The sequence below is a fragment of the Pelagerythrobacter sp. genome (assembly GCF_041912895.1).
GTDB lineage: Bacteria > Pseudomonadota > Alphaproteobacteria > Sphingomonadales > Sphingomonadaceae > Pelagerythrobacter.
In genome coordinates this window covers 34,791-55,434 of record NZ_JAYSGI010000001.1, presented here as the reverse complement: position 1 = coordinate 55,434, position 20,644 = coordinate 34,791, and the positions used below count along the sequence as shown (strand labels likewise).

22 protein-coding genes are annotated in these 20,644 nt (G+C 68.2%); 15 read left to right on the top strand and 7 right to left on the bottom strand.

What is annotated here, in order from left to right; all coding sequences use genetic code 11:
• Positions 1 to 115: 115 nt before the first annotated feature.
• Together ACE3QC_RS00290 and ACE3QC_RS00285 are read right to left on the bottom strand one after the other, a co-directional pair.
• On the bottom strand, positions 116 to 1,489 hold the full coding sequence (locus tag ACE3QC_RS00290; protein ID WP_374405070.1) for a class II 3-deoxy-7-phosphoheptulonate synthase: 1,374 nt from the start codon (positions 1,487 to 1,489) through the stop codon (positions 116 to 118).
• Positions 1,490 to 1,602: 113 nt separating this feature from the next.
• Positions 1,603 to 4,560, bottom strand: coding sequence for a M16 family metallopeptidase (locus ACE3QC_RS00285; protein ID WP_374405069.1), 2,958 nt, complete (start codon positions 4,558 to 4,560; stop codon positions 1,603 to 1,605).
• A 102-nt stretch (positions 4,561 to 4,662) separates the two neighbouring features.
• Here ACE3QC_RS00285 and ACE3QC_RS00280 point away from each other — a divergent pair, with 102 nt between their 5' ends.
• The 8 genes from ACE3QC_RS00280 (at position 4,663) to miaB (ending at position 10,235) form a co-directional block, all read left to right on the top strand.
• Entirely contained in the window at positions 4,663 to 5,244 is a 582-nt protein-coding gene (locus ACE3QC_RS00280) for a NifU family protein (RefSeq protein WP_374406590.1), read from the top strand.
• Positions 5,241 to 5,849 carry a malonic semialdehyde reductase gene (locus ACE3QC_RS00275; protein WP_374405068.1) on the top strand — a complete coding sequence of 203 codons (609 nt, stop codon included), beginning with the start codon at positions 5,241 to 5,243 and terminating at the stop codon, positions 5,847 to 5,849. Before ACE3QC_RS00280 ends, ACE3QC_RS00275 begins: the two co-directional genes overlap by 4 nt.
• Positions 5,850 to 5,929: 80 nt before the next feature.
• Entirely contained in the window at positions 5,930 to 6,541 is a 612-nt protein-coding gene (tsaB, locus tag ACE3QC_RS00270) for a tRNA (adenosine(37)-N6)-threonylcarbamoyltransferase complex dimerization subunit type 1 TsaB (RefSeq protein WP_374405067.1), read from the top strand.
• The gene (locus ACE3QC_RS00265; protein ID WP_374405066.1) at positions 6,538 to 6,993 is read left to right on the top strand and encodes a GNAT family N-acetyltransferase; all 456 of its coding nucleotides are present in this window, start codon (positions 6,538 to 6,540) and stop codon (positions 6,991 to 6,993) included. Before tsaB ends, ACE3QC_RS00265 begins: the two co-directional genes overlap by 4 nt.
• A 140-nt stretch (positions 6,994 to 7,133) precedes the next feature.
• A complete protein-coding gene (locus ACE3QC_RS00260) occupies positions 7,134 to 7,574 on the top strand; it encodes a MucR family transcriptional regulator (protein WP_374405065.1) in 441 nt (146 codons plus the stop codon).
• Between the two features lie 79 nt (positions 7,575 to 7,653).
• Positions 7,654 to 8,085 (top strand): Fur family transcriptional regulator, encoded by a 432-nt coding sequence (locus ACE3QC_RS00255; RefSeq protein ID WP_374405064.1) that lies wholly within the window; start codon positions 7,654 to 7,656, stop codon positions 8,083 to 8,085.
• Complete coding sequence (locus tag ACE3QC_RS00250) at positions 8,085 to 8,837, top strand: lysophospholipid acyltransferase family protein (RefSeq protein WP_374405063.1); 753 nt, start codon at positions 8,085 to 8,087, stop codon at positions 8,835 to 8,837. Before ACE3QC_RS00255 ends, ACE3QC_RS00250 begins: the two co-directional genes overlap by 1 nt.
• 42 nt (positions 8,838 to 8,879) lie before the next feature.
• On the top strand, positions 8,880 to 10,235 hold the full coding sequence (gene miaB / locus ACE3QC_RS00245) for a tRNA (N6-isopentenyl adenosine(37)-C2)-methylthiotransferase MiaB (protein ID WP_374405061.1): 1,356 nt from the start codon (positions 8,880 to 8,882) through the stop codon (positions 10,233 to 10,235).
• Here the strand turns inward: miaB and ACE3QC_RS00240 are convergent.
• Positions 10,232 to 10,645 carry a hypothetical protein gene (locus ACE3QC_RS00240; protein WP_374405060.1) on the bottom strand — a complete coding sequence of 138 codons (414 nt, stop codon included), beginning with the start codon at positions 10,643 to 10,645 and terminating at the stop codon, positions 10,232 to 10,234. The genes miaB and ACE3QC_RS00240 overlap by 4 nt on opposite strands.
• 299 nt (positions 10,646 to 10,944) lie before the next feature.
• Between ACE3QC_RS00240 and ACE3QC_RS00235 the strand changes: the two genes are divergently transcribed.
• From ACE3QC_RS00235 to ACE3QC_RS00220, 4 genes are all read left to right on the top strand, one after another.
• Positions 10,945 to 11,970, top strand: a complete 1,026-nt coding sequence (locus tag ACE3QC_RS00235; protein WP_374405058.1) for a PhoH family protein — start codon at positions 10,945 to 10,947, stop codon at positions 11,968 to 11,970.
• A 1-nt stretch (position 11,971) separates the two neighbouring features.
• Positions 11,972 to 12,475 carry an rRNA maturation RNase YbeY gene (gene ybeY, locus ACE3QC_RS00230; RefSeq protein ID WP_374405056.1) on the top strand — a complete coding sequence of 168 codons (504 nt, stop codon included), beginning with the start codon at positions 11,972 to 11,974 and terminating at the stop codon, positions 12,473 to 12,475.
• A 5-nt stretch (positions 12,476 to 12,480) separates the two neighbouring features.
• Positions 12,481 to 13,398: a hemolysin family protein gene (locus ACE3QC_RS00225; RefSeq protein WP_374405055.1), complete on the top strand. Its 918-nt coding sequence runs from the start codon at positions 12,481 to 12,483 to the stop codon at positions 13,396 to 13,398.
• Positions 13,399 to 13,465: 67 nt separating this feature from the next.
• On the top strand, positions 13,466 to 14,350 hold the full coding sequence (locus ACE3QC_RS00220) for a LysR substrate-binding domain-containing protein (RefSeq protein WP_374405053.1): 885 nt from the start codon (positions 13,466 to 13,468) through the stop codon (positions 14,348 to 14,350).
• Between the two features lies 1 nt (position 14,351).
• Here the strand turns inward: ACE3QC_RS00220 and ACE3QC_RS00215 are convergent, their stop codons facing one another.
• Both ACE3QC_RS00215 and ACE3QC_RS00210 read right to left on the bottom strand, forming a co-directional pair.
• Positions 14,352 to 15,275, bottom strand: a complete 924-nt coding sequence (locus tag ACE3QC_RS00215) for a hypothetical protein (RefSeq protein WP_374405052.1) — start codon at positions 15,273 to 15,275, stop codon at positions 14,352 to 14,354.
• A gap of 6 nt (positions 15,276 to 15,281) precedes the next feature.
• Positions 15,282 to 15,746: a peptidylprolyl isomerase gene (locus ACE3QC_RS00210; protein WP_374405050.1), complete on the bottom strand. Its 465-nt coding sequence runs from the start codon at positions 15,744 to 15,746 to the stop codon at positions 15,282 to 15,284.
• A 104-nt stretch (positions 15,747 to 15,850) separates the two neighbouring features.
• Between ACE3QC_RS00210 and mgtE the strand changes: the two genes are divergently transcribed.
• Both mgtE and ACE3QC_RS00200 read left to right on the top strand, forming a co-directional pair.
• Positions 15,851 to 17,314, top strand: a complete 1,464-nt coding sequence (gene mgtE, locus ACE3QC_RS00205) for a magnesium transporter (protein ID WP_374405048.1) — start codon at positions 15,851 to 15,853, stop codon at positions 17,312 to 17,314.
• A 219-nt stretch (positions 17,315 to 17,533) separates the two neighbouring features.
• Positions 17,534 to 17,926, top strand: coding sequence for a DUF1489 family protein (locus tag ACE3QC_RS00200; RefSeq protein ID WP_374405046.1), 393 nt, complete (start codon positions 17,534 to 17,536; stop codon positions 17,924 to 17,926).
• A 10-nt stretch (positions 17,927 to 17,936) separates the two neighbouring features.
• Here ACE3QC_RS00200 and ACE3QC_RS00195 read toward each other — a convergent pair whose 3' ends face one another.
• Complete coding sequence (locus tag ACE3QC_RS00195) at positions 17,937 to 18,614, bottom strand: hypothetical protein (protein ID WP_374405044.1); 678 nt, start codon at positions 18,612 to 18,614, stop codon at positions 17,937 to 17,939.
• 91 nt (positions 18,615 to 18,705) lie between these two features.
• On the opposite strand from ACE3QC_RS00195, the gene ACE3QC_RS00190 reads away from it, so the two are divergent.
• The gene (locus ACE3QC_RS00190) at positions 18,706 to 19,800 is read left to right on the top strand and encodes a DUF5694 domain-containing protein (RefSeq protein WP_374405043.1); all 1,095 of its coding nucleotides are present in this window, start codon (positions 18,706 to 18,708) and stop codon (positions 19,798 to 19,800) included.
• Here ACE3QC_RS00190 and nudC read toward each other — a convergent pair.
• Positions 19,797 to 20,597 carry an NAD(+) diphosphatase gene (gene nudC / locus ACE3QC_RS00185; protein WP_374406588.1) on the bottom strand — a complete coding sequence of 267 codons (801 nt, stop codon included), beginning with the start codon at positions 20,595 to 20,597 and terminating at the stop codon, positions 19,797 to 19,799. The two genes, ACE3QC_RS00190 and nudC, sit on opposite strands and share 4 nt — an antisense overlap.
• Positions 20,598 to 20,644 lie beyond the last annotated feature (47 nt).

Below are 20,644 nucleotides of genomic sequence, written 5' to 3'. Positions count from 1 at the left end.
CACCGCACCCGAAGATGAAGCGCGGCTGCGCCGCGAGGAACACATCTCCGCGTCTCTGCGTCTCTGCGTCTCCGCGTGAATCAGCCGATTTCTGTGCCCTTGCGCAAACCGGAAATCAGGCCGCGGCGGCGCGGCGGTCGGCGGTTTCCAGGCGGATCATGTCGGCGAGAAGGAACGCCAGTTCCAGCGATTGCGCCGCGTTGAGCCGCGGATCGCAGTGGGTGTGGTAGCGGTCGCCGAGCGCTTCGTCGGTGATCGCGACCGCACCGCCGGTGCATTCGGTCACGTCCTGCCCGGTCATCTCGATATGGATGCCGCCCGCGTGGGTTCCCTCGGCGCGGTGGACCGCGAAGAAACCCTTCACTTCGGTCAGGATGCGGTCGAACGGGCGGGTCTTGAAGCCGCTCTCCGCCTTGACGACGTTGCCGTGCATCGGATCGCAGCTCCACACCACCGGATGCCCTTCGCGCGCCACCGCGCGGAGCAGGCGCGGCAGCCCGGCTTCGACCTTGTCGTGCCCGAAGCGGCTGATGAGCGTGATCCGCCCCGGCTCGCGCGCCGGGTTCAGCGTGTCGAGCAGCTTGAGCAGCACGTCGGGTTCGAGGCTCGGCCCGCACTTGAGGCCCAGCGGATTGCCGATCCCGCGCGCGAATTCGACGTGCGCACTGCCCTCGAAACGCGTGCGGTCGCCGATCCAGACCATGTGCGCGCTGGTGTCGTACCAGTCACCGGTCAGCGAATCCTGGCGCGTCATCGCCTGCTCGTAAGGCAGCAGCAGCGCCTCGTGGCTGGTGTAGAAGCTGGTGCCCTGAAGCTGCGGCACGGTGCCCGGATCGACCCCGCACGCCTCCATGAAATCGAGCGCCTCGCCGATGCGGTCGGCGGTTTCCGCGAAGCGATCGGCCCACGGGCTGCGACCCATGAAATCGAGCGTCCATTGGTGGACCTGCCGCAGGTTGGCGTAGCCGCCCCCGGCGAAGGCGCGCAGCAGGTTGAGCGTGGCCGCCGCCTGCGAATAGGCGCGCACCATGCGCTGGGGGTCGTTGCGCCGCGATTCGGGCGAGAACTCGATCCCGTTGACGTTGTCGCCGAAATAGCTCGGCAGGGTCAGGTCACCCTGCGTTTCGGTCGCCGCGCTGCGCGGCTTGGCAAACTGCCCCGCCATGCGCCCGACCTTCACCACCGGCAGCTTGCCGGCAAAGGTGAGCACGACCGCCATCTGCAACAGCACGCGGAACGTGTCGCGGATGTTGTTGGGGTGGAATTCGGCGAAGCTTTCCGCGCAATCGCCGCCCTGGATCAGGAAGCCCTGCCCGTTGGCGACGCCCGCCAGCTCGGCCTTGAGCGCGCGCGCCTCGCCCGCGAACACCAGCGGCGGATAACTGCGCAGGGTCGCCTCCGCGTCGGCCAGCGCGGCGGCGTCCTCGTATTGCGGCAGGTGCCGTGCTTCGTGCGACTGCCAGCTATCGGGATTCCAGTTGCGGGCCACGGGGGCGTACTCTCTCGTTTCTGTCCTGTCTGGGGCGCGGCATTGAAGGCCAATGCACGCCGCGCCGCAAGCGCAATTAACTTTCGGCCATTGATGGCTCGGCTATGGGGTGCTCAGCGCCCGCCCGCCGCCGCGCCTGTCGCCGGGGCCGGTGCGCTCGCGAGTTCCTGACCCTGCGGGATCACCGCGAGGCGGAAGCCCGGCCGGCCGCCGAAATACTTCTGCGCCAGCGCCTGCATCGCCTGCGGCGTAGTGACCGTGTAGTCGTTGAGCAGCGATCGCACGAGCTGCACCCGGCGCGGATCGCGGGTCGATCCTTCGAGCTGGTACATCCAGAACGTGTTGCCGGTCGACGCGCGGTTGATGAGCTGGCGCAGCGGCTCGGTGACGCGGGCGAGCTCGTCCGCGGTGGGCGGATTGGCCGCGAGGTCGTTCGCGATCTCGTCCGCCGCGGCGAAGAACGCGCGCACGTCTTCCGGCCTTAGCTGCGCGATCGCGGTGATCCGGCCCCCGCCGTCGAGGTCGGTCGGCCATGCATTGGTCACCTGCGGCGCATAACTGGCCCCGGCGCGTTCGCGCATCGCGTCGATCAGGCGATTGTTGAACAGGTTCACGAGGATTTCGAGCTGGCGCGATTCGGGCAGGCCGGGGACGCCGCCGCCGCTCGGCCAAGCGATCACCGCCGCGGCCTGGTTCGCATCGCCGCGATGGTGGAGCACCACCGGCTCGGCGGAGGGCTCGGGAAAACCGGGCACCCGCGCCGCGACTTCAGCCGGGATCGGTTCGCGCGCGGGCAGCGCGCCGAACGTCCGGCGCAGGGCCTCGACCGCGCCGGCGCGGTCGAATTCGCCGAAGATCGTCACCTCGATCGGACCGGTCTTGAGCAGCGGCTCCCACACGTCGCGGAAACCTTCGGGCGTGACCCCTTCGAGCGCTTCGGGATCGGGCGTCGCGTAGCGCGGGTCGCGATCGCGCAGGTAGTATTCGAGATCGCGCGCGAGCACGCCGCTGGGGCTGGTCGCATAGCTCTCGTAGGCGAGGCGCGCGGCGGCGGTGGCGCGGGTCACGGGGTTCTCGTCCCACCGCGGCATCGCCAGCTTGGCGGCGAAGAGGTAGAGCTGATCGGCGAGATCGGCGTTGCGCGTCTGGGCGGAGAAAGTGAACGCGGCATCCTCGATCCCGAAATCGAACGCCAGCTTGCGCCCGGTGGAAATGCGGTCGAGTTCCTCCTGCCCCAGTTCGCCGAGGCCCGAAGACACCAGCGCCGCTTCGCCCAGCGCGCGGTAGACCGAGTCTTCCGGCTCGAACGCGCGGTTGCCCGCGCCGAAGCGCACGCGCACCGCGACCCGGCCGGGCTCGGCGTCGTTGGGCCACAGGATCGCGGTGACGCCGTTGCCGAGTTCGACCCGCTCGATCCCGAGCAGGCCGAGCGGCGCGGCGCTGACCACCTCGCCGGGCTGGCCGACCGGCGGGAGGGTGTCGAACGAGATCGGCTCGCCGGTGAGGCGCGCGCTGTCGTCGGGCGCGGCTTCGGCTTCGAGCGCCGCCTCGAGCGCGGCGGCGTCGGCTTCGCCGGTCGCCGGAGTGACGTAGATCGAGCGCACGACGTCGCCCGAAAACAGCGCACGGGTGTGCTCGAGCACGGCTTCGGGCGTGATCTTGCCCTGCATCCCGCGGAACACTTGGAGCACGGTTTCGGGCGCGGCGACGGTTTCGCGGATATCGACCGCCTGGACGATATCGTCGGCCAGTTGCGAGCCGGCCATGACGTCGCGCTGTTCGACCGAGCTGGCGAAGACCACGTCGAACTCGGCCACTTCGCGCGCGATCTCCTCGGGCGACGGCGGCGTCGCGAGCGCATCGGCGATCACCCCGCGCACGTCGGTCAGCGCGGCCTGCCAGTCGTCGCTCAGCGGAGCGAAGGTGACGAACGTCGCGTCGGTCGAGCGGCTGACGTCGTCCTGCTGGACCTGCGCGTAGAGGTAGGAACCGCCCGCCCGCGCGCGCGCCTCCAGCCGGCGATTGATCAGCGCCTGCGCGAGCGAATCGAGCAGCAGCCCTTCGTTGTATTCGATCGTGTCGTCGACCTTCCGCCAGGGGCGCATGACGGCATAAGTGAACGACCGCGGCAGGTCGGGCTCGACCAGCACCGCGGTTTCGCCGACCGGGTTTTCGCCCGTCGCGCCCGCGGGCGGCATCGGATCGCCGAAGTCCGGCGCTTCGACGTGGGGCCCCTTGCCCTGCCAATCGCCGAACCATTGTTCGACTAGCTGCGCCAGCCGGATCGGATCGACGTCGCCCGCGGCGACGATCACCGTGTTCTCCGGCCGATACCAGCGCGAGTGAAAATCCTGCACCGCGCCGGCGGTCGCGCCGCGCAGCGTTTCCTCGGTGCCGATCGGCATGCGGTCGGCGAGCCGCTGGCCCGCGAACAGCGTCTTGCGCGTGCCTTCGGTCACCCGTTCGGCCGCACCCCCGCGCTCGCGCTTTTCGGCGAGCACGATCGGCACTTCGGCGGCGAGGTTGGCGTCGTTCAGCACCGGCTCGCGGATCATGCCCGAGAGCAGCTTGAAGCTCTCCTCCAGCGCCTGCGGCGTCGCGTTGGGCAGGTCGAGCTTGTAAACGGTGTGGGTGGGCGAAGTCTCGGCGTTGGTGTCGCTGCCGAAGGTCGCGCCGAGCCGTTGCCAGGTGGGGATCGCCATCGCCGGGCCGAGGTACTTGCTCTGGCGGAACGTGAGATGCTCCATCAGGTGCGCGAAGCCGCGCTCGTCGTCTTCCTCGTGGATTGAGCCCGCGTCGATGCGGATGCGGATCGAGACCTGGCGCGGCGGCACGCCGTTCTTGCGCACGGCATAGCGCAGGCCGTTGTCCATCTCGCCGAACTGCCATTCCTTGTCGCGCGGGACGTTGCTGCCCTCGTAGATCCACGGGGTCTCGTCGCCGGTCTGGAGCGATTCGGGCGCGGGCGCCAGGCTGGGCGCAGGAGCCTGCTGCGCCATCGCCGACGGGGCCAGCAGCGCGATGGGAAGAAGAAACGCGAGATGCCGGACGGCACGCGGAAGGAATGTCATACGGGGCCTATAGGGGGCGACGGGATGAAGGGATAGTGAATGTCGCGTGCTCCGGTTCCCGCCGGGCTTGTTGATCGCCCGCCGCGCCCCTACATCGCCCGCATGTTCATCGAGACAGAAACCACGCCCAATCCGGCGAGCCTGAAGTTCCTGCCGGGCCAGCAGGTCATGCCCTCGGGCACGCGCGAATTCGCCACGCCGGAGGCCGCCGAAGCCAGCCCGCTGGCGCAGGCGATCTTCGACACCGGCGAAGTGACCAACGTGTTCTTCGGCGGCGATTTCGTGTCGGTCACCGCCGCGCCGGGTGCGGAATGGTCGGCGCTGAAGCCGCAGGTCGTCTCGATCCTGCTCGATCATTTCGTGTCGCAGGCCCCGCTGTTCGCCGGCGGCGACGCCAGCGGCATCGCGGTTCCGGCCGAAGACGAGCCGATGCTGGTCGAGGAAGACCCCGCCGACGCCGATATCGTCGCTCAGATCAACGACCTGCTCGAAACCCGCGTGCGCCCGGCGGTGGCGGGCGACGGCGGCGATATTCAGTATCGCGGCTTTCGCGACGGGATCGTCTACCTCCAGATGCAAGGCGCCTGCTCGGGCTGCCCAAGCTCGACCGCGACGCTCAAGCACGGCATCGAAGGCCTGCTCAAGCACTACGTCCCCGAAGTCACGGAAGTCCGCGCAGCATGACCAGGCAGTTCCACGATCACGCGCTGTCGGCCGACGCGCTCGACCAGATTTTCCTCGAGGCGCGGACCTACAACGGCTGGCTCGACAAGCCGGTGACCGACGACCAGATGCGCGCGATCTGGGATCTCGCGCGGATGGGGCCGACGTCCGCCAACATGCTCCCGGCGCGGATCGTGTGGTGCAAGTCGGACGAGGCGAAGAAGCGGCTCGCCGAGCTTTCCTCCGAGGGCAATCGGGACAAGATCGTCCAGGCGCCGGTGACCGCAATCATCGGCTACGACATCGATTTCCACGAGGAACTGCCCTGGCTGTTCCCGCACACCGACGCGAAGAGCTGGTTCGAAGGCGACGAGGACGGGCGCAAGTCCGCCGCGTTCCGCAACGGATCGCTCCAGGGTGCGTACTTCATCATCGCCGCGCGCGCGCTAGGGCTCGACACCGGGCCGATGTCGGGGTTCGACAACGCCAAGGTCGACGCCGAATTCTTCGCCGACGATCCGAAGGTGAAATCGAACTTCATCTGTTCGGTCGGCTACGGCGATGCGAGCACGATCTTCGAGCGCAGCCCGCGGCCCGATTTCGACAAGTTCAACACCATCGTCTGACCGTTCGGCTTGCCCGGCGGCCACGCCACGTGGCATGCGCGGGTGACGGACAAGGGCAGTAACGGAACGACACGCATCCGATGCGAACGCTGGCGATCGAGTGCGCGACCGAGGCCTGTTCGGTCGCGCTGTTCGAGGGCGACACCGTGGTCGCGCACGATCACCGCGTGCTCGGCCGCGGCCATGCCGAGCGGCTGGTGCCGATGATCGCCGCACTGCTCGATCGCGGGCGCGCCGAAAGAATCCTCGTCTCGCTCGGTCCGGGCAGCTTCACCGGGGTCCGCATCGGGATCGCTACAGCGCGCGCGTTGGCCTACGCCTGGAACGCGCAGATTTCGGGCTATCCCACGCTTGCGCTCGTCGCGGCGGCGATGCGCGCCGATCGTCCGGGTCAACCGCTCGCGGTGTGCAATACCGGCGGTCATGGCGAATGGTTTGTCCAGAAGTTCGATGCCTCCGGTATGCCGGAGGGCGAGGTGCGCTCGCTCGCACCGGAGGTCGCTGCGAGTGCCATCGGCACAGCGCGCGTCGGCGGGACGCAGGCCGAAGCACTCGTCGCGCAGCGCGGACACGGCGAGGCGTCTTCGCTGCATCCCGATGCCCGTTTCGCAGTGCACGTGCCCGGCGCGCTGCTCACCCCGGAGATACGGCCGATCTATGGCCGCGCGCCCGATGCGAGGCTGCCGGGATGACCGACGATCTCGACCGGATCATGGCGGTGATGGACGCGGCGTTCGATCCGGCGTGGGCCGAGGCGTGGTCGCGCAGGCAGGTCGGCGATTCGCTGACGATGCCCCATACGTTCTACCGGCTGGCCGACGAGCGCGGCGGCGTGCCCTCCGCCGGCGGCGATGCGGCGGGCTTCACGCTGACCCGCCACGCGCCGGGCGAGGAGGAACTGCTGCTCATCGGCGTGCGCCCCGAACTGCGCGGCCGCGGCATCGGGCGCGCGCTGCTCGAACGCGCCTTCGCCGACGCGCGCGCCAGGGGGGCCGAACGGATGTTCCTGGAGATGCGCGACAACAATCCCGCTCTCGGGCTCTACGCGGCGACCGGCTTCGAACCGATCGGCCGGCGCAAGGCCTATTACAGGTTGCCATCGGGACAATTTCTCGACGCCATTACCTTCGCCCGGCAGCTATAGGACGATAATTTCTTTACGCGCCGACAAGTGATCTCATACCAGTTGAAATAATCAGGCGACTAGGCCATGCGCCGGCGTGTGAGCACCGCCTCACGGGTCTGGCAAAGAACATATACCGGCGAACAGCCATCGAGGAAGCAATGGAAACCAGCGAAAACGATACCACCGAAATGCTCATTACGCTGACGTCCGACATCGTCGCGGCGCATGTGAGCAACAACAGCGTTGCCGTCGACGAAGTGCCGTCGCTGATCAGCAATATTTACGGCGCGCTGGCGGGCCTCGGCTCTAGTGGCGCGCAGGAAGAAGCCGTTCCAGAACCGGCGGTTTCGATCCGCTCTTCGGTCAAGCCGGACTATATCGTCTGCCTTGAAGACGGTAAGAAGCTGAAGATGCTCAAGCGCTATCTGCGCACCAATTACGACATGAGCCCGGAAGAGTATCGCGCGCGCTGGAACCTGCCCGCCGACTATCCGATGGTTGCGCCCAACTACGCCGAAAAGCGGCGCGAACTGGCCAAGAAGATCGGTCTCGGCCGCAAGCCGGGCCAGAAGCGCGGCCGGCGCAAGAAAACCGCCTGAGCCACAGCAAGCAGGTAGCTTGAGAAGAACGCTCCGCGCGGTTAAGGCAGCGGGGCGTTTTTTCTTACAAGGGTTTCCTGTGTCCCAACGGATCGATCTCGAACAGCTCTGCGCCGACCGTGGCCTGCGCATCACCGAACAGCGGCGCGTGATCGCACGCGTCCTGTCCGACAGCGAAGACCACCCGGACGTGGAGCAACTGCACCGCCGCGCCTCGCGGATCGATCCCAAGATCTCCATCGCCACGGTCTATCGCACCGTGCGCCTGTTCGAGGATGCCGGCATCCTCGACCGCCACGATTTCGGTGACGGGCGCGCGCGCTATGAAGCCGCGCCCGAAGCGCACCACGATCACCTGATCGACGTGGAAAGCGGTAACGTGGTCGAGTTCGTCGATCCCGAGCTCGAGGCGTTGCAGAAGGTGATCGCCGAACGGCTCGGCTATCGCCTCGTCGACCACCGCATGGAACTGTACGGGGTCAAGCTCGACCGCGGCGACAAGCCCGGCTGATGGCCCCCGCCGGGGCTCTGCCCGCGCCGCGCATCCACCCGCTGGGCTGGGCGCTGATCGCACTGCGCCTGCTGTTGATGCTGGCCATGCTGATCCTCTGCGCGCCGCTGCACTTGGTCTGGCGGCTCGTGGGTGCCGGTCGCTGGTGGCCGCGCGTGTTCCTCGCCGCGGTCGGCTCGATCGCCGGGCTCGACGCGCGGGTGGAGGGGCGCCGCGTCAAGGGCGCGCTGCTGCTGTCGAACCACGTGAGCTGGCTCGACATTCCCGCCCTCTCCCACGCCAGCGGCACGGCCTTCGTCGCGCACGACGGGCTGAGCGCGTTTCCCGTGCTCAAGTGGCTGTGCGAGATGAACGACACGGTGTTCATCGCCCGCCACCGGCGCGGCAGCGTGGGTGAACAGGTCGAACAGATCCGCGCCGCGATGGCCGAAACCGGCTGCCTCACGTTGTTTCCCGAAGGCACGACGACCGATGGCACCGATGTGGCGACGTTCAAGTCCTCGCTGCTCAGCGCGCTCGATCCGCTGCCGGAGGGGCTGGCCGTCCAGCCGGTCGCGCTGATCTACGAGGACGTGCCGCGCATTTCGTGGGTGGGGGAGGAGCACGGACTCGACAACTTCAAGCGCATCCTCGCCCGGCTGCGGCCGATCCGGCTGACGATCCGCTTCCTCCCGCCGCTCGAGGGTACCCAACTCGCCGATCGCAAGGCCGTGGCGCAGGCCGCGCAGGCGGCGATCGCGCGCACGCTGTAACGCGCCCTTTCGCAAGCGGCGCGTTTGCGGTAACCGCGCGCCATGCGACAGAGCGAACCCCCGAAGACCTACCGGGTCAAGAGCTTCGGCTGCCAGATGAACGTCTACGACGGCGAGCGCATGGCCGAACTGCTCGCCGCGAAGGGCATCGCCCCCGCGCCCGAGGGCGAGGAGGCGGACCTGGTGGTGCTCAACACCTGCCACATCCGCGAGAAGGCGGCGGAGAAGGTCTATTCGGATATCGGCCGCCTGACCAAGGCGGGCCGCGCGGCGGGCAAGGAACCGCTGATCGCGGTCGCCGGATGCGTCGCGCAGGCCGAGGGCGAGGAGATCATGGCGCGCGCCCCGGCGGTGTCGATGGTCGTCGGCCCGCAGGCCTACCACCGCTTGCCGCAGATGCTCGACCGCGCGGTGGCGGGGGAGCGGGCGACCGATACCGATATGCCGCCGATCGCCAAGTTCGACGCCCTTCCCGCGCGCCGAACCAGCCCGCCCGCCGCTTTCCTGACGGTGCAGGAAGGGTGCGACAAGTTCTGCACCTATTGCGTCGTTCCCTATACGCGCGGCGCGGAAATCTCCCGCCCTTACAGCGATCTGATCGCCGAAGCGCACAGGCTGGTCGAAGCCGGCGCGCGTGAGATCACGCTGCTGGGCCAGAACGTCTCGGCGTGGAGCGGCGAGGACGTCAAGGGTCATAGTGTGGGACTGGCGGGCTTGATCCGCGACCTCGCCGAAATCGACGGCCTCGCGCGCATCCGCTACACCACCAGCCATCCCGCGGACATGGACGACGCGCTGATCGCGGCGCACGGCGAGATCGACAAGCTGATGCCGTTCCTCCACTTGCCGGTGCAGGCGGGCAGCGACCGCGTGCTCAAAGCGATGAACCGCAGCCATACTGCCGAGAGCTACCTGAAGCTGCTCGACCGCTTCCGCGCCGCGCGGCCCGACCTGGCGCTGTCGGGCGATTTCATCGTCGGCTTTCCCGGCGAAACCGAAGCCGAATTCGAGCAGACGCTCGCGCTGGTCGATGCCGTGGGTTACGCGCAGGCGTTCAGCTTCAAGTATTCCCCCCGCCCCGGCACCCCCGCCGCGACGATGGACGGGCAAGTCCCACGCGAAGTGATGGACGAGCGGCTCCAACGCCTCCAGTCCGCGCTCAACCGCGACCAGCTCGCGTTCAACCAGCGCTCGGTCGGGCGCACCTGCGACGTGCTGGTCGAACGGAAGGGCAAGCATCCCGGCCAGTGGCTCGGCAAGTCGCCGTGGTTGCAATCGGTGTGGTTCGCCGATGCTCCAGGCGGCGACGCAACGATCGGCGATCTCCTGTCGGTCGAACTGGCCGAAGCCGGGCCGAACTCACTCGCCGGGCGGCTCCGCACACCGGTGACGGCCTAATCCAGCGGCTGCAACTCGCCTTCGCCGATGACTGGCGTGCCAAGGGTGTCGCTCGGCGCCGCAGGCGGCACGGTCGGGTTGGAGGCATAGGCCGCCCCGTCGAACGGCACCTTCATGATCCGCTCGGGCGCGCCGCCGCCGTATGTCGTGACCGCGAGATCGCGTAATCCGTTGGTGGCGCTGTCGAGCGCCCCGACGGGCAGCTGCGCCACGGAAAGTTCGCCCAGCCTCGACAGCCGCTCTCCGTCGTCCTTCAGAACGATGAGGTTGCATCCGCCGCTGCCGCACATCCCCGGCCCACCGAGGTAAATCAGCATCTCTTCCACGCCGTCCGCGTCGAGATCGACGCGCCCCGTCCGCACCATCAAGCCTTCCGCATCGGGATTCTCGGTGCGAAGCCACTCGGCCACGCGGGGATCGTTCGCCTGTTCGGATGCAACCGGTGCCGCAGACGCAGGCTCGGTTTGCTGGACGTTTGCGCTCGTCCCTTGGTCGGCGGATGGCGAGCAGGCCGTTGCGATCAGCGCCGCTGCGGGAACAATCATGCATTTCATCACGCTCGCGTCTCCTCGCTTTCCCGGCCTGGCCCATGATGCGCCGGCACGCGCGATGCGACAAGCCGGTTACTATCCACCGCCATGTTGCGGCACCGGGCTTGCCTCCCGTGCGTTGCAACCTAGATTCGTGCATACCTTCGCGAAAGGATTGCATGGGACGAAGACCGCACAGCGCCGCTCCGGCCATATCGCCGCCGCCCTCTCCCCAGCGCGAGATCAGGCGCGCCCGGGTCGAGGTCGCATTCGAAGACCAGTCGCTGCTGGTGCCGTTGTTCGGCCAGTTCGACGCCAATCTCGTCCAGGTGGAAAATCGGCTCGGCGTGTTCGTCGCGGCGCGCGGCGACAAGGTGCAGATCGAAGGGCCGGAAGACAGCGTCGCCCGCGCGCGCGACGTGCTCCAGACGATGTACGATCGCCTCGCGCGCGGCCAGGATCTCGATTCGGGCGCGATCGAATCGCTCATCATGATGTCGAACGAACCCACGCTCGAGGGGATCATCGCGGGCGACGACGGCCCGCCGGTGATGATCCGCACGCGGCGCAAGACGATCGTGCCGCGCAGCGCCGGGCAGATCCCCTACATGCGCCAGCTCGCGCACGACGAGATCATCTTCGCGCTGGGCCCGGCGGGCACGGGCAAGACCTACCTCGCCGTGGCGCAGGCGGTCAGCCAGCTCATCACCGGCAGCGTCCAGCGCCTGATCCTCAGCCGCCCGGCGGTGGAGGCGGGCGAGAAGATCGGCTTCCTGCCCGGTGACATGAAGGAGAAGGTCGATCCCTACCTGCGCCCGCTCTACGACGCGCTCTACGACTGCATGCCGCCCGAACAGGTCGAGCGGCATCTGGCCTCGGGCGTGATCGAGGTCGCCCCGATCGCCTTCATGCGCGGACGCACGCTGGCCGATGCCTTCGTGATCCTCGACGAGGCGCAGAACACCACGCGCGAGCAGATGAAGATGTTCCTCACCCGCTTCGGCCAGAACAGCCGCATGGTCGTGTGCGGCGACCCGCGGCAGGTCGACATACCCGGTGGCGACGCCTCTAGCGGGCTGGCCGATGCGGTCGGCCGGCTCGAAGGGGTCGAGGGCGTCGCGGTGAGCCGCTTCACCGCCGCCGACGTCGTGCGCCACCCGATCGTGGGCCGCATCGTCGAGGCTTACGAGGGCAAGGCCGAATAGCATGGATCTCGATATCGAAATCGACGGCTGGCCGCGCAGCCACGACTGGGCCGATCTGGCCGAGCGCGCCTGCGAAGCGGCCGAGAAGGTCGCACCCGAACTCGCCAACCAGCGGCTGTCGGCCAGCGTGCTGTTCACCGTGGACGAGGAGGTGCAGACGCTCAACCGCGAGTGGCGCACGAAGGACCGGCCGACCAACGTGCTGTCGTTCCCGATGATGACGCGCGCCGAACTGCTCGCGCTCGCCCCCGATGGGGGGCCGGAGATGCTCGGCGACATCGCGCTGGCGCACGAGACCTGCGCGCGCGAGGCGGCGGACAAGGGCGTCGCGATCGAGCGCCACGCGATGCACCTCGTTCTCCACGGGCTGCTCCATCTGGCGGGCCACGATCACGAGATTTCGGATGGCGATGCCGAAACTATGGAGGCGCTGGAAATAAAGGCGCTTGCGCTTCTCGGCCTGCCGGACCCATATGGCGATCGAGACAACCAGGAGCTTGCTTGAGGGCCATGCCCGAATCCGAAAATTCAGCCGGAGACCCGGACAGTAGAAACGGGCTGTGGCTCGCGATCCGCAAGTTCTTCGACGGCGACAGCGAGCGGTCGCTGCGCGCGCAGCTCGAGGAAGCGATCGACGAACACGAGGACGAGGAATCAGCCAACGGCGGCGGCGAGACGCGTGCCGATGGCGATCTCTCGCCGGTCGAGCGGCAGATGCTGCGCAACATCCTCCACTTCTCCGAACACGATGCCGACGACATGGCGGTGCCGCGCGGCGAGATCGTCGCGGTCGAGGCGACGATCGGCTGGGACGAGCTGGTCGCCAGCTTCTCCGAGAACGGCCATTCGCGCATGCCGGTCTATCGCGACACGCTCGACGACGTGATCGGCATGATCCACATCAAGGACGTGTTCCCCTACCTCGCCGAGCGCAAGGCCCCGCCGGCCGACTGGACCGTGCTGATGCGCCAGCCGCTCTACGTGCCGCAGGCGCGCGGCGCGCTCGACGTGCTCGCCGACATGCGCGCGCAGCGGATGCACCTCGCCATCGTGGTCGACGAATTCTCGGGCACCGACGGGATCATCACGATCGAGGATCTGGTCGAGGAGATCGTCGGCGATATCGAGGACGAGCACGACGAGGCGCCAGTGGCGTGGATCGTGCCGATCGGCGACGGCATGTGGGATTGCGACGCGCGCGCCGAGCTCGACGACGTGGCCGAGCAGGTCGATCCGCGGCTCGCCGAAGTCGAGGAAGCGGTCGACACGCTGGGCGGCCTCGCCTTCATCCTCGCCGAACAAGTGCCGCCGGTCGGTGCGATACTGCCGCACCCGAGCGGGTGGCGGATCGAGGTGACCGACGGCGACGCGACCCACGTCACCCGCTTGCGGCTGCACCCGCCCGAAGAGCCGGAAGCCGAGGAATAACTTTCTTTTCGCAACTGCAAAAAATCGGCTCGACAATCAGTCCGCCAATCCGCAGTTTCCCTTCCCGATGCCGATCCGCCGCCTTCCCCCGCTCCGCGCGCTCGAAGCCTTCATGCGCACCGTCCGCCTCGGTTCCGCCCGCGCGGCGGCGGAAGAAATCGGGCTGAGCCCTTCGGCATTGTCGCGGCGGATCGGCAATCTCGAGGAATTCGTCGGCAAGAAGCTGTTCACCCGCGCGCGGCAGGCGATGCAACTGACCGATGAGGGGCACCAGTTCTACGAAGCCGTCAGCCCGCAGTTCGAAGCGCTCGCCCGCGCGGTGGAGGGGCAATCCGAGAACCTCTCGCTGCTGCGCCTGCATCTTGGCGTGCTGCCGCTGTTCGGCACGCAGCGGCTGTTCCCCCGCCTCGCCGAACTGCGCGCGCAGCATCCGCGCCTGCACATCGACATCGACACCGGGCCTCACCTCGAATCGCGCGTCGGCGACACGCTCGATGCGGCGATCATCCTCTCGCGCGGCCCCGAACGCTCGCTCCACGCGGTGCGGCTCGACTACAACAAGGTCCACGCGATCTGCCGCCCCGAGCTGGCCGAAGAACTCGGCCCGAAGCCCGATATCGAGCGGCTGTCGAAGCAGACCTTCCTGATCCACAACGAGCTGCCCGCCAGCTTCGAGGCGTGGAAGCGCGCGCTCGGCCTCGACGATCTGGAACCGGCCGCGATCGACCATTACGATTCGGGCCAGCTCATCCTCGAAGCCGCCGCGCAAGGTCTCGGCATCGCGATCATGCACGACGACCATTTCCGCCGGGCGGGCGATCGCCGGCTGGCCGAACTCTACGACATCGAAGTCGAGAGCCCCTATTCCTACTGGTTCGTCTGCCGGCCGACAGCGCTGGAGGAACGCCCCGTGCGCCTGTTCCACGACTGGCTGGTAAAGGCGGAGCTCTAGCTCACTCCTCCTCGATCTCGCGGTTGTGGCGGCACACGCCTTCGGGCGGGGCGTCGCCGGGGTGCGCCTTGCCGGGCGGGCCGCATTCGATCGCGGGCTTGGGGATGGCGTTCTCGCGGACCGAGGCGAGCGCCTGCGGGTCGCCGTAGGCCGCGATCCAGGTCAGGCATTCGGACAGCTTGCGGACCGAGTGATCCTTCCACGGCGCGCCGTTCGGGCGGCAGTTGAGCACCAGCATGTCCTGCAGGAACACGCCGCCCCCGGCGGGCAGGCCGCGCAAGGCCTCGCCGCGCTCGGACACCGCGACGCGGCGGTTGCGCGTCGGCTCCTCCGGCACGGAGAAGCGCGGCGACTGGTTGAAGGCGTAGGACCGGGCGCGCGGTTCGCGCAGCGCGACATAGGCCGCGATCGCCCCGCCGAGCGAATGGCCGGTCAGCGTGATCGGCACCGCGTCCAGCCCCTGTTCGTCGAGCATCTTGCGCTGCTCGGCGTAAGTGTCCCAGCCGCGATCGTTGTACTGCGCGCCGATATTGCCCAGCACCCAGTCCTGGAAGCTGTTCATCTCGGTGCCGCGATAGGCGATCACCCGCTCGGCGAGCCGCTTCTCGCCGCCGCCCGCATCCGGCGCGTAGCGGTCGTAGACGATGTAGGCGTAGCCCGCTTCGTGCTTCGCCGGCGTATCGGGGGCCATGACGTAGTCGCCGGTCGGGTGCGGGAACTTCTCCTCGTCGCGATAGACGTCGTTGGAAAGCTGGGCGTATTGCCAGCTTTCTTCCGCCAGATCGCGAGTGAAGCCGCACCAGCCGCCCGGTTCGTAAACGCACGGGCTGCGCGCCTGCGTGAGATCGGTGGCGCAGGCGGAGAGCAGCAGCGCCGCCCCCGCCCCGCCCAGCGCACGGCCGAGAGCCCGCAGGTCACGGGCCATCGCGTGTCAGGCCACCGTCGCCTTGACGATCTTGCCCGGCTCGCGCGGGGGCTCGCCCTTGGGCAGTGCGTCGACGTGCTCCATGCCGCTCTCGACCTGGCCCCAGACGGTGTACTGCCCGTCGAGGAAATGCGCGTCGTCGAAGCAGATGAAGAACTGGCTGTTGGCGCTGTCGGGCACCTGGGTGCGCGCCATCGAGCAGGTGCCGCGGGTGTGCGGTTCGGAGTTGAACTCGGCCTTGAGGTCGGGCTTGTCGCTGCCGCTCATGCCGGTGCCGGTGGGATCGCCGCCCTGCGCCATGAAGCCGGGGATCACGCGGTGGAACACCACGCCGTCGTAGAACCCGTCCTTCGCCAGTTCGGTGATCCGCTCGACATGGCCGGGCGCGAGATCGGGGCGCAGCTTGATGACGACATCGCCGCCTTCCCCGTTGCCGGTGTCGAGAGTGAGCGTCAGCGTCTGGTCGGCCATGCAATTCGTCTCCTGTTCGTGTTGCGCGCCGATATAGGCGCTGCCCGCGCAAAGTCACCCCGCCGCGCGCTTGCTTTTGGAAGCGAGCCGCCTAGAGCGAGCCGATGGCGGACGACGCGCACCAGGACGACACGCTGCTGGCCGATCCGCCGCCGGTGGAGGATGGCGCGCGCCCCGACGCCATACATCCCGACGACCGCGTCGACGACGAGCGCCACGACGAGGAGAACCGGCTGAAGCCCGACTACGTCCGCGCCGTGCGCGAGGCGCTGGAGAACGGCGACAAGGGCGCGGTCTACGACCTGGTCGAGCCGCTCCATCCAGCCGACATCGCCGACCTTCTCGAACTGCTTGAGCGCGACGAGCGGCGCGAGCTGGCCGCCGCGATCACCGACCTGATGAGCTCCGACGTGATCGCCGAGCTCAACGATTACGTCCGCGAGGACATGATGGAGGCGCTGCCCGCCGACGCGGTCGCCGCCATCGCCGAACAGCTCGAGACCGACGACGCCGTCCAGCTGATCGAGGATCTCGAACCCGCCGACCAGCGCGCCGTGCTCGACGCACTCGACGCCGAGGACCGCGCGGCGATCGAGAGCGCGCTCGCCTATCCCGAGGAGACCGCCGGCCGCCTGATGAGCCGCGAGGTGGTCGCGGTGCCCGAGCACATGACGGTGGGCGACCTGATCGACTTCCTGCGCGAGGAAGGCGACCTTGCCAACGATTTCTGGGAGGTGTTCGTGGTCGACCACGCGCACCACCCCGTCGGCACCTGCGCGCTGAGCTGGATCCTGCGCACGCCGCGCTCGGTCGCGCTGACCGACGTGATGAAGCGCGACCAGACGCTGATCCCGGTGACGATGGATCAGGAAGAGGTCGCGCTGATGTTCCAGAAATACGCGCTGATCTCCGCCGCGGTGGTCGATGCCAACGGGCGGCTGGTCGGCCAGATGACGGTGGACGACGTGGTCCACATCATCGCCGAGGAAGCGGGCGAGGACGTGCTGCTGCTCTCGGGCGCGGGCGAAGGCGACATCAACGAGCCGATCCGCGAGGCCTATGCCGCGCGCGTGCGCTGGCTGATCGCCAACCTCGGCACCGCGCTGGTCGCCAGCTTCATCATCGCGATGTTCGGCGCCGCGATCGAACAGCTGGTGGCGCTCGCCGTGCTGATGCCGATCGTCGCCAGCATCGGCGGCAACGCGGGCACGCAGACGATGGCGGTGGCGGTGCGCGCGATCGCGATGAACCAGCTGACCGAGGCCAACACCGGCCGCATCCTGTGGCGCGAGATGCGCGTCGCGCTGCTGAACGGCGTGACCGTGGCGGTGCTGATCGGCATCGGCACCGGCATCGTGTTCAATCCCATGCTGGGCGTGGTGATCGCGGTGGCGATGGTGGTCAACGTCGCGGTGGCGGGCCTCGCGGGGGTGCTGGTGCCGGTGATCTTCGAACGGCTGAAGCAGGACCCGGCGGTGGCGAGCAGCGTGTTCGTGACGATGATCACCGATTCGATGGGCTTCTTCGCCTTCCTCGGCCTCGCGGTGGCGGCCGGCCTGGCGGGCTGAACCGCGAGACATGGACCACATGTTACACTGTCCTGGAGAGAAAAAATCGCCCCCGCGCAGCCGGATGCCATAAGGCGGTTCGGGCGCGTGCAAACCGGGCGGGACGGCAGGCATCGGGCCATCCTGCGATTTTCGGCGGCATGTAGGACAGCGGGAATTTCTCGTTTCGCGAGGCACTGCCATTCGCAAAACACGCCGCCGATCCCTATCTCGCACCCGATGCCGCTCAACATGACCAAGATCGCCTACCGCTCGAAGGGAATCGATTCCCTGCGCGCGTGGGTCGAGGCGGGGCCGGAAGCGCATATGCGCACCCGCTACCTGCCCCGGCGGCACGAGGAGATGATCGGCGGCTCGCTCTACTGGATCCTCGACCACGCGATCGTCGCGCGGTGCGAGATCATCGGGTTCGAACAGCGCCGCGACGGGCACTGGACCATCCGCCTCAAGCCCGAACTGGTCCCCGTCCACCCCCGCCCCAAGCGCGCCCACCAGGGCTGGCGCTATCTCGCCGAAGACGACGCCCCGCGCGACCTCGCCGACGACGAGGACATCGGCGACGTGCTGCCCGGCAGGCTGATGGGCAAGCTGACGCGGCTGGGGCTGGTCTAGGGCGGCGTCATCAGTTTTCCGGCGCTCGGAACACCGTGTTGCCCTCACGATCGACTATTTCGATGCTGGCCTCGCCACCGGCGTCCACGCGCAGCTTGATACGGTCGTTTCCTTCGGCGTCGGCCAGCAGAACCTCCGCATCCCTGTCGACGTTCTGGAGTTTGATCCTGCGTCGGTCGACGCCATCGGTCGGCAATGCGCCTGCGGCTGGCCGATCGGCGAACTGGATGCCCGACGATGCCACGCCTTCCGCGTCCACCCGGCGGTAAGTCGCGATGGCTTCGCCAAAGCCCCCGTCGGCACCGGCCGGCCAATCAAGCGCGTTCACCGCCAGCGATCCCTGTTCGCTCGAACCGCCGGTTCCCACGCCGCCCTGTTCCTGCCCCGCCGCATCGTAGAGAATGAGGCCGCCGATCGGAAAATTGCGGTGCCCCTCCTCGGCGCCGATCCGGGCCTCCTTCATCGGCCCCGGTGATCGCGCACCGTTGGTCAGGACCGCGCGAAACAGACCATCGGGTTCAACGATATTGATACGCTCGGCGGTGACGGTTCCGAACGAGACATCTTCTTTCGGAGCCGTCGCGGCAACGAGGGCAACGCCTGCGCCACAAAGCAGAATTGCCGAAAGGGCGAGCTTCATGCGCGCCACATCTTTTTTGAGAGCCGTGATCTGTTCATATTCCGTCATATCGTTCTCCAGAAGTCGTGATCGCTTTGTCGATCTTGCCATTTGCGCTTTTCGCCTGCCAGCCATAACTTCATCACGAAAAGGGGGAGCGATGAAAGGCAGGACAATATCGAAATTCACGGCGCTGCTTCTGGCGCTGGGCCTCGCCGGTTCGGCGGCCGCGCAAAGCTACGAGCCTGCGTTTCGGCCCGGCGATCTCGACGATCGGCCTGCGGGCGAGCCGAATGCGGTGATGGTGCTGGGGTCGCCGCATCTCTCGCAACTGCCCGATGCCTTCCGCGCCGAAATGGCCGGGCCGCTGGTGGATCGCCTCGTCGAATGGAAGCCGACGGCGGTGGCGGTCGAGAACATCTCCGGCCTCGCGTGCGACACGATGCGGCGGCAGCCCGCGCGCTACGATGCGGAGGAGATCGAGAGCTATTGCTTCGATCCCGCCGATGCCGGACAGGCGGCCGGGCTCGACGTGCCCGCAGCCAACGCGGCGGTGGAGCGGATGCTGGCCGAGTGGCCCGACGATCCGCCGCCGGAGATGCGGCGCGAACTGGCCGCCGTGCTGCTCGCGGCGGGCGAGCCGACATCGGCGCTGGTCCAGTGGCTGCGCTTGCCCGAGGGCGAGCGGCGGGCCGATGGCAACCTTACCGAAGGGCTGGCGACTTTTCTCGACGAGCGGATGACACGCGAGAACGAGAGCGATCTGGTCGCCGCGCGGGTGGCGGCGCGATCGGGGCTTGAGCGGGTCTGGTGCGTGGACGATCAGTCGAACTACGCGGGCGAAGGCATCGACGACGATGCTTACGGCACAGCCGTTGCAGCCGCGTGGGACAACCCCGCCACGAAGGCGCGGATTGCGCAGAGCGACGCGCTGGAAGGCCGGCTGGGGCAGCCCGGCGCGCTGCTCGACATCTATCGCGCCTACAACGCGCCGTCTTATGCGATCGAGGCCTATCGCTCCGATTTCGGGGCCGCGCTCGCCGAGCCTTCGCCGGGCGCTTACGGCAGGCGCTACGTCGCCTATTGGGAAACGCGCAACTTGCGCATGGTCGCGAATATCCGCGAAGTGCTCGGCCGCGATCCGGGGACGCGGATGCTCGCGATCGTCGGCGCTTCGCACAAGGGCTATTACGAAGCGTATCTGAGCCATATGCGCGACGTGCAGTTGGTCGACGTACTGCCGGTGCTTCGCTAGGCGCCGATCCACCAGTGGAGCAGGTGGTGCGCGATCGCGTGGGGCGGCGGGGCGGTGAAGGCCGCGCCTTCCTCGCCCGCGAGCGCGGCTTGGACCTCGGCGCGGGTGAACCAGCGAACTTCGGCCATTTCGGTTTCGTCGATGGTCAGCACGTCGTCGTCGGCATGTGAATGGCAGCCGATCATGAGCTGGCTGGGAAACGGCCACGGCTGGCTGGCGACGTAGCTGACGTCGCGCACGCGCACGCCTGATTCTTCCAGCACCTCGCGCGCGACGGCTTCCTCGATCGATTCGCCCGGCTCGACGAAGCCCGCGAGCGCGGAAAAGCGCCCCTCGGGCCAGCCGAGGCCGCGGCCGAGCATCAGCTTGCCGCCATGCTCCACCAGCATGATCGTGACGGGATCGGTGCGCGGGAAATGCTGCGCCTCGCAGCCGCCCTGTTCCGCGGGGCAATCGCGTTGCCAGCCGCCCTTGGCGATCCGCGTGTCGCCGCCGCACGCGGCGCAGAAGCGGTGTCGCGCGTGCCAGTCCACCAGGCTGCGCGCGCCGCCGTAGAGCGCGAGGTCTTCGGGCGAGAGCGCCGCCATCAGGCTCCACAGCGCGGGGTTCGCCATGCGCGGACGCGAATCGCCGTGCGGCGGGACGGCGGCGAAGCAGGCTTTTCCTTCGTCCAGCCCGAGGAACACCAGCTCGGCATCGTCCGGCGCGTCGGCCAGCGTGCCCCAGGCGAGCCGTCCGGTATCGTCCAGCGCGGGCATCATGCCGTCGAGCGCGAGCAGGCGCGCGCGCCAGTTCATCAGGCCGGCCAGCGCCTCCGGGTCGGCGCGCACGTTGTCCGCGCGGT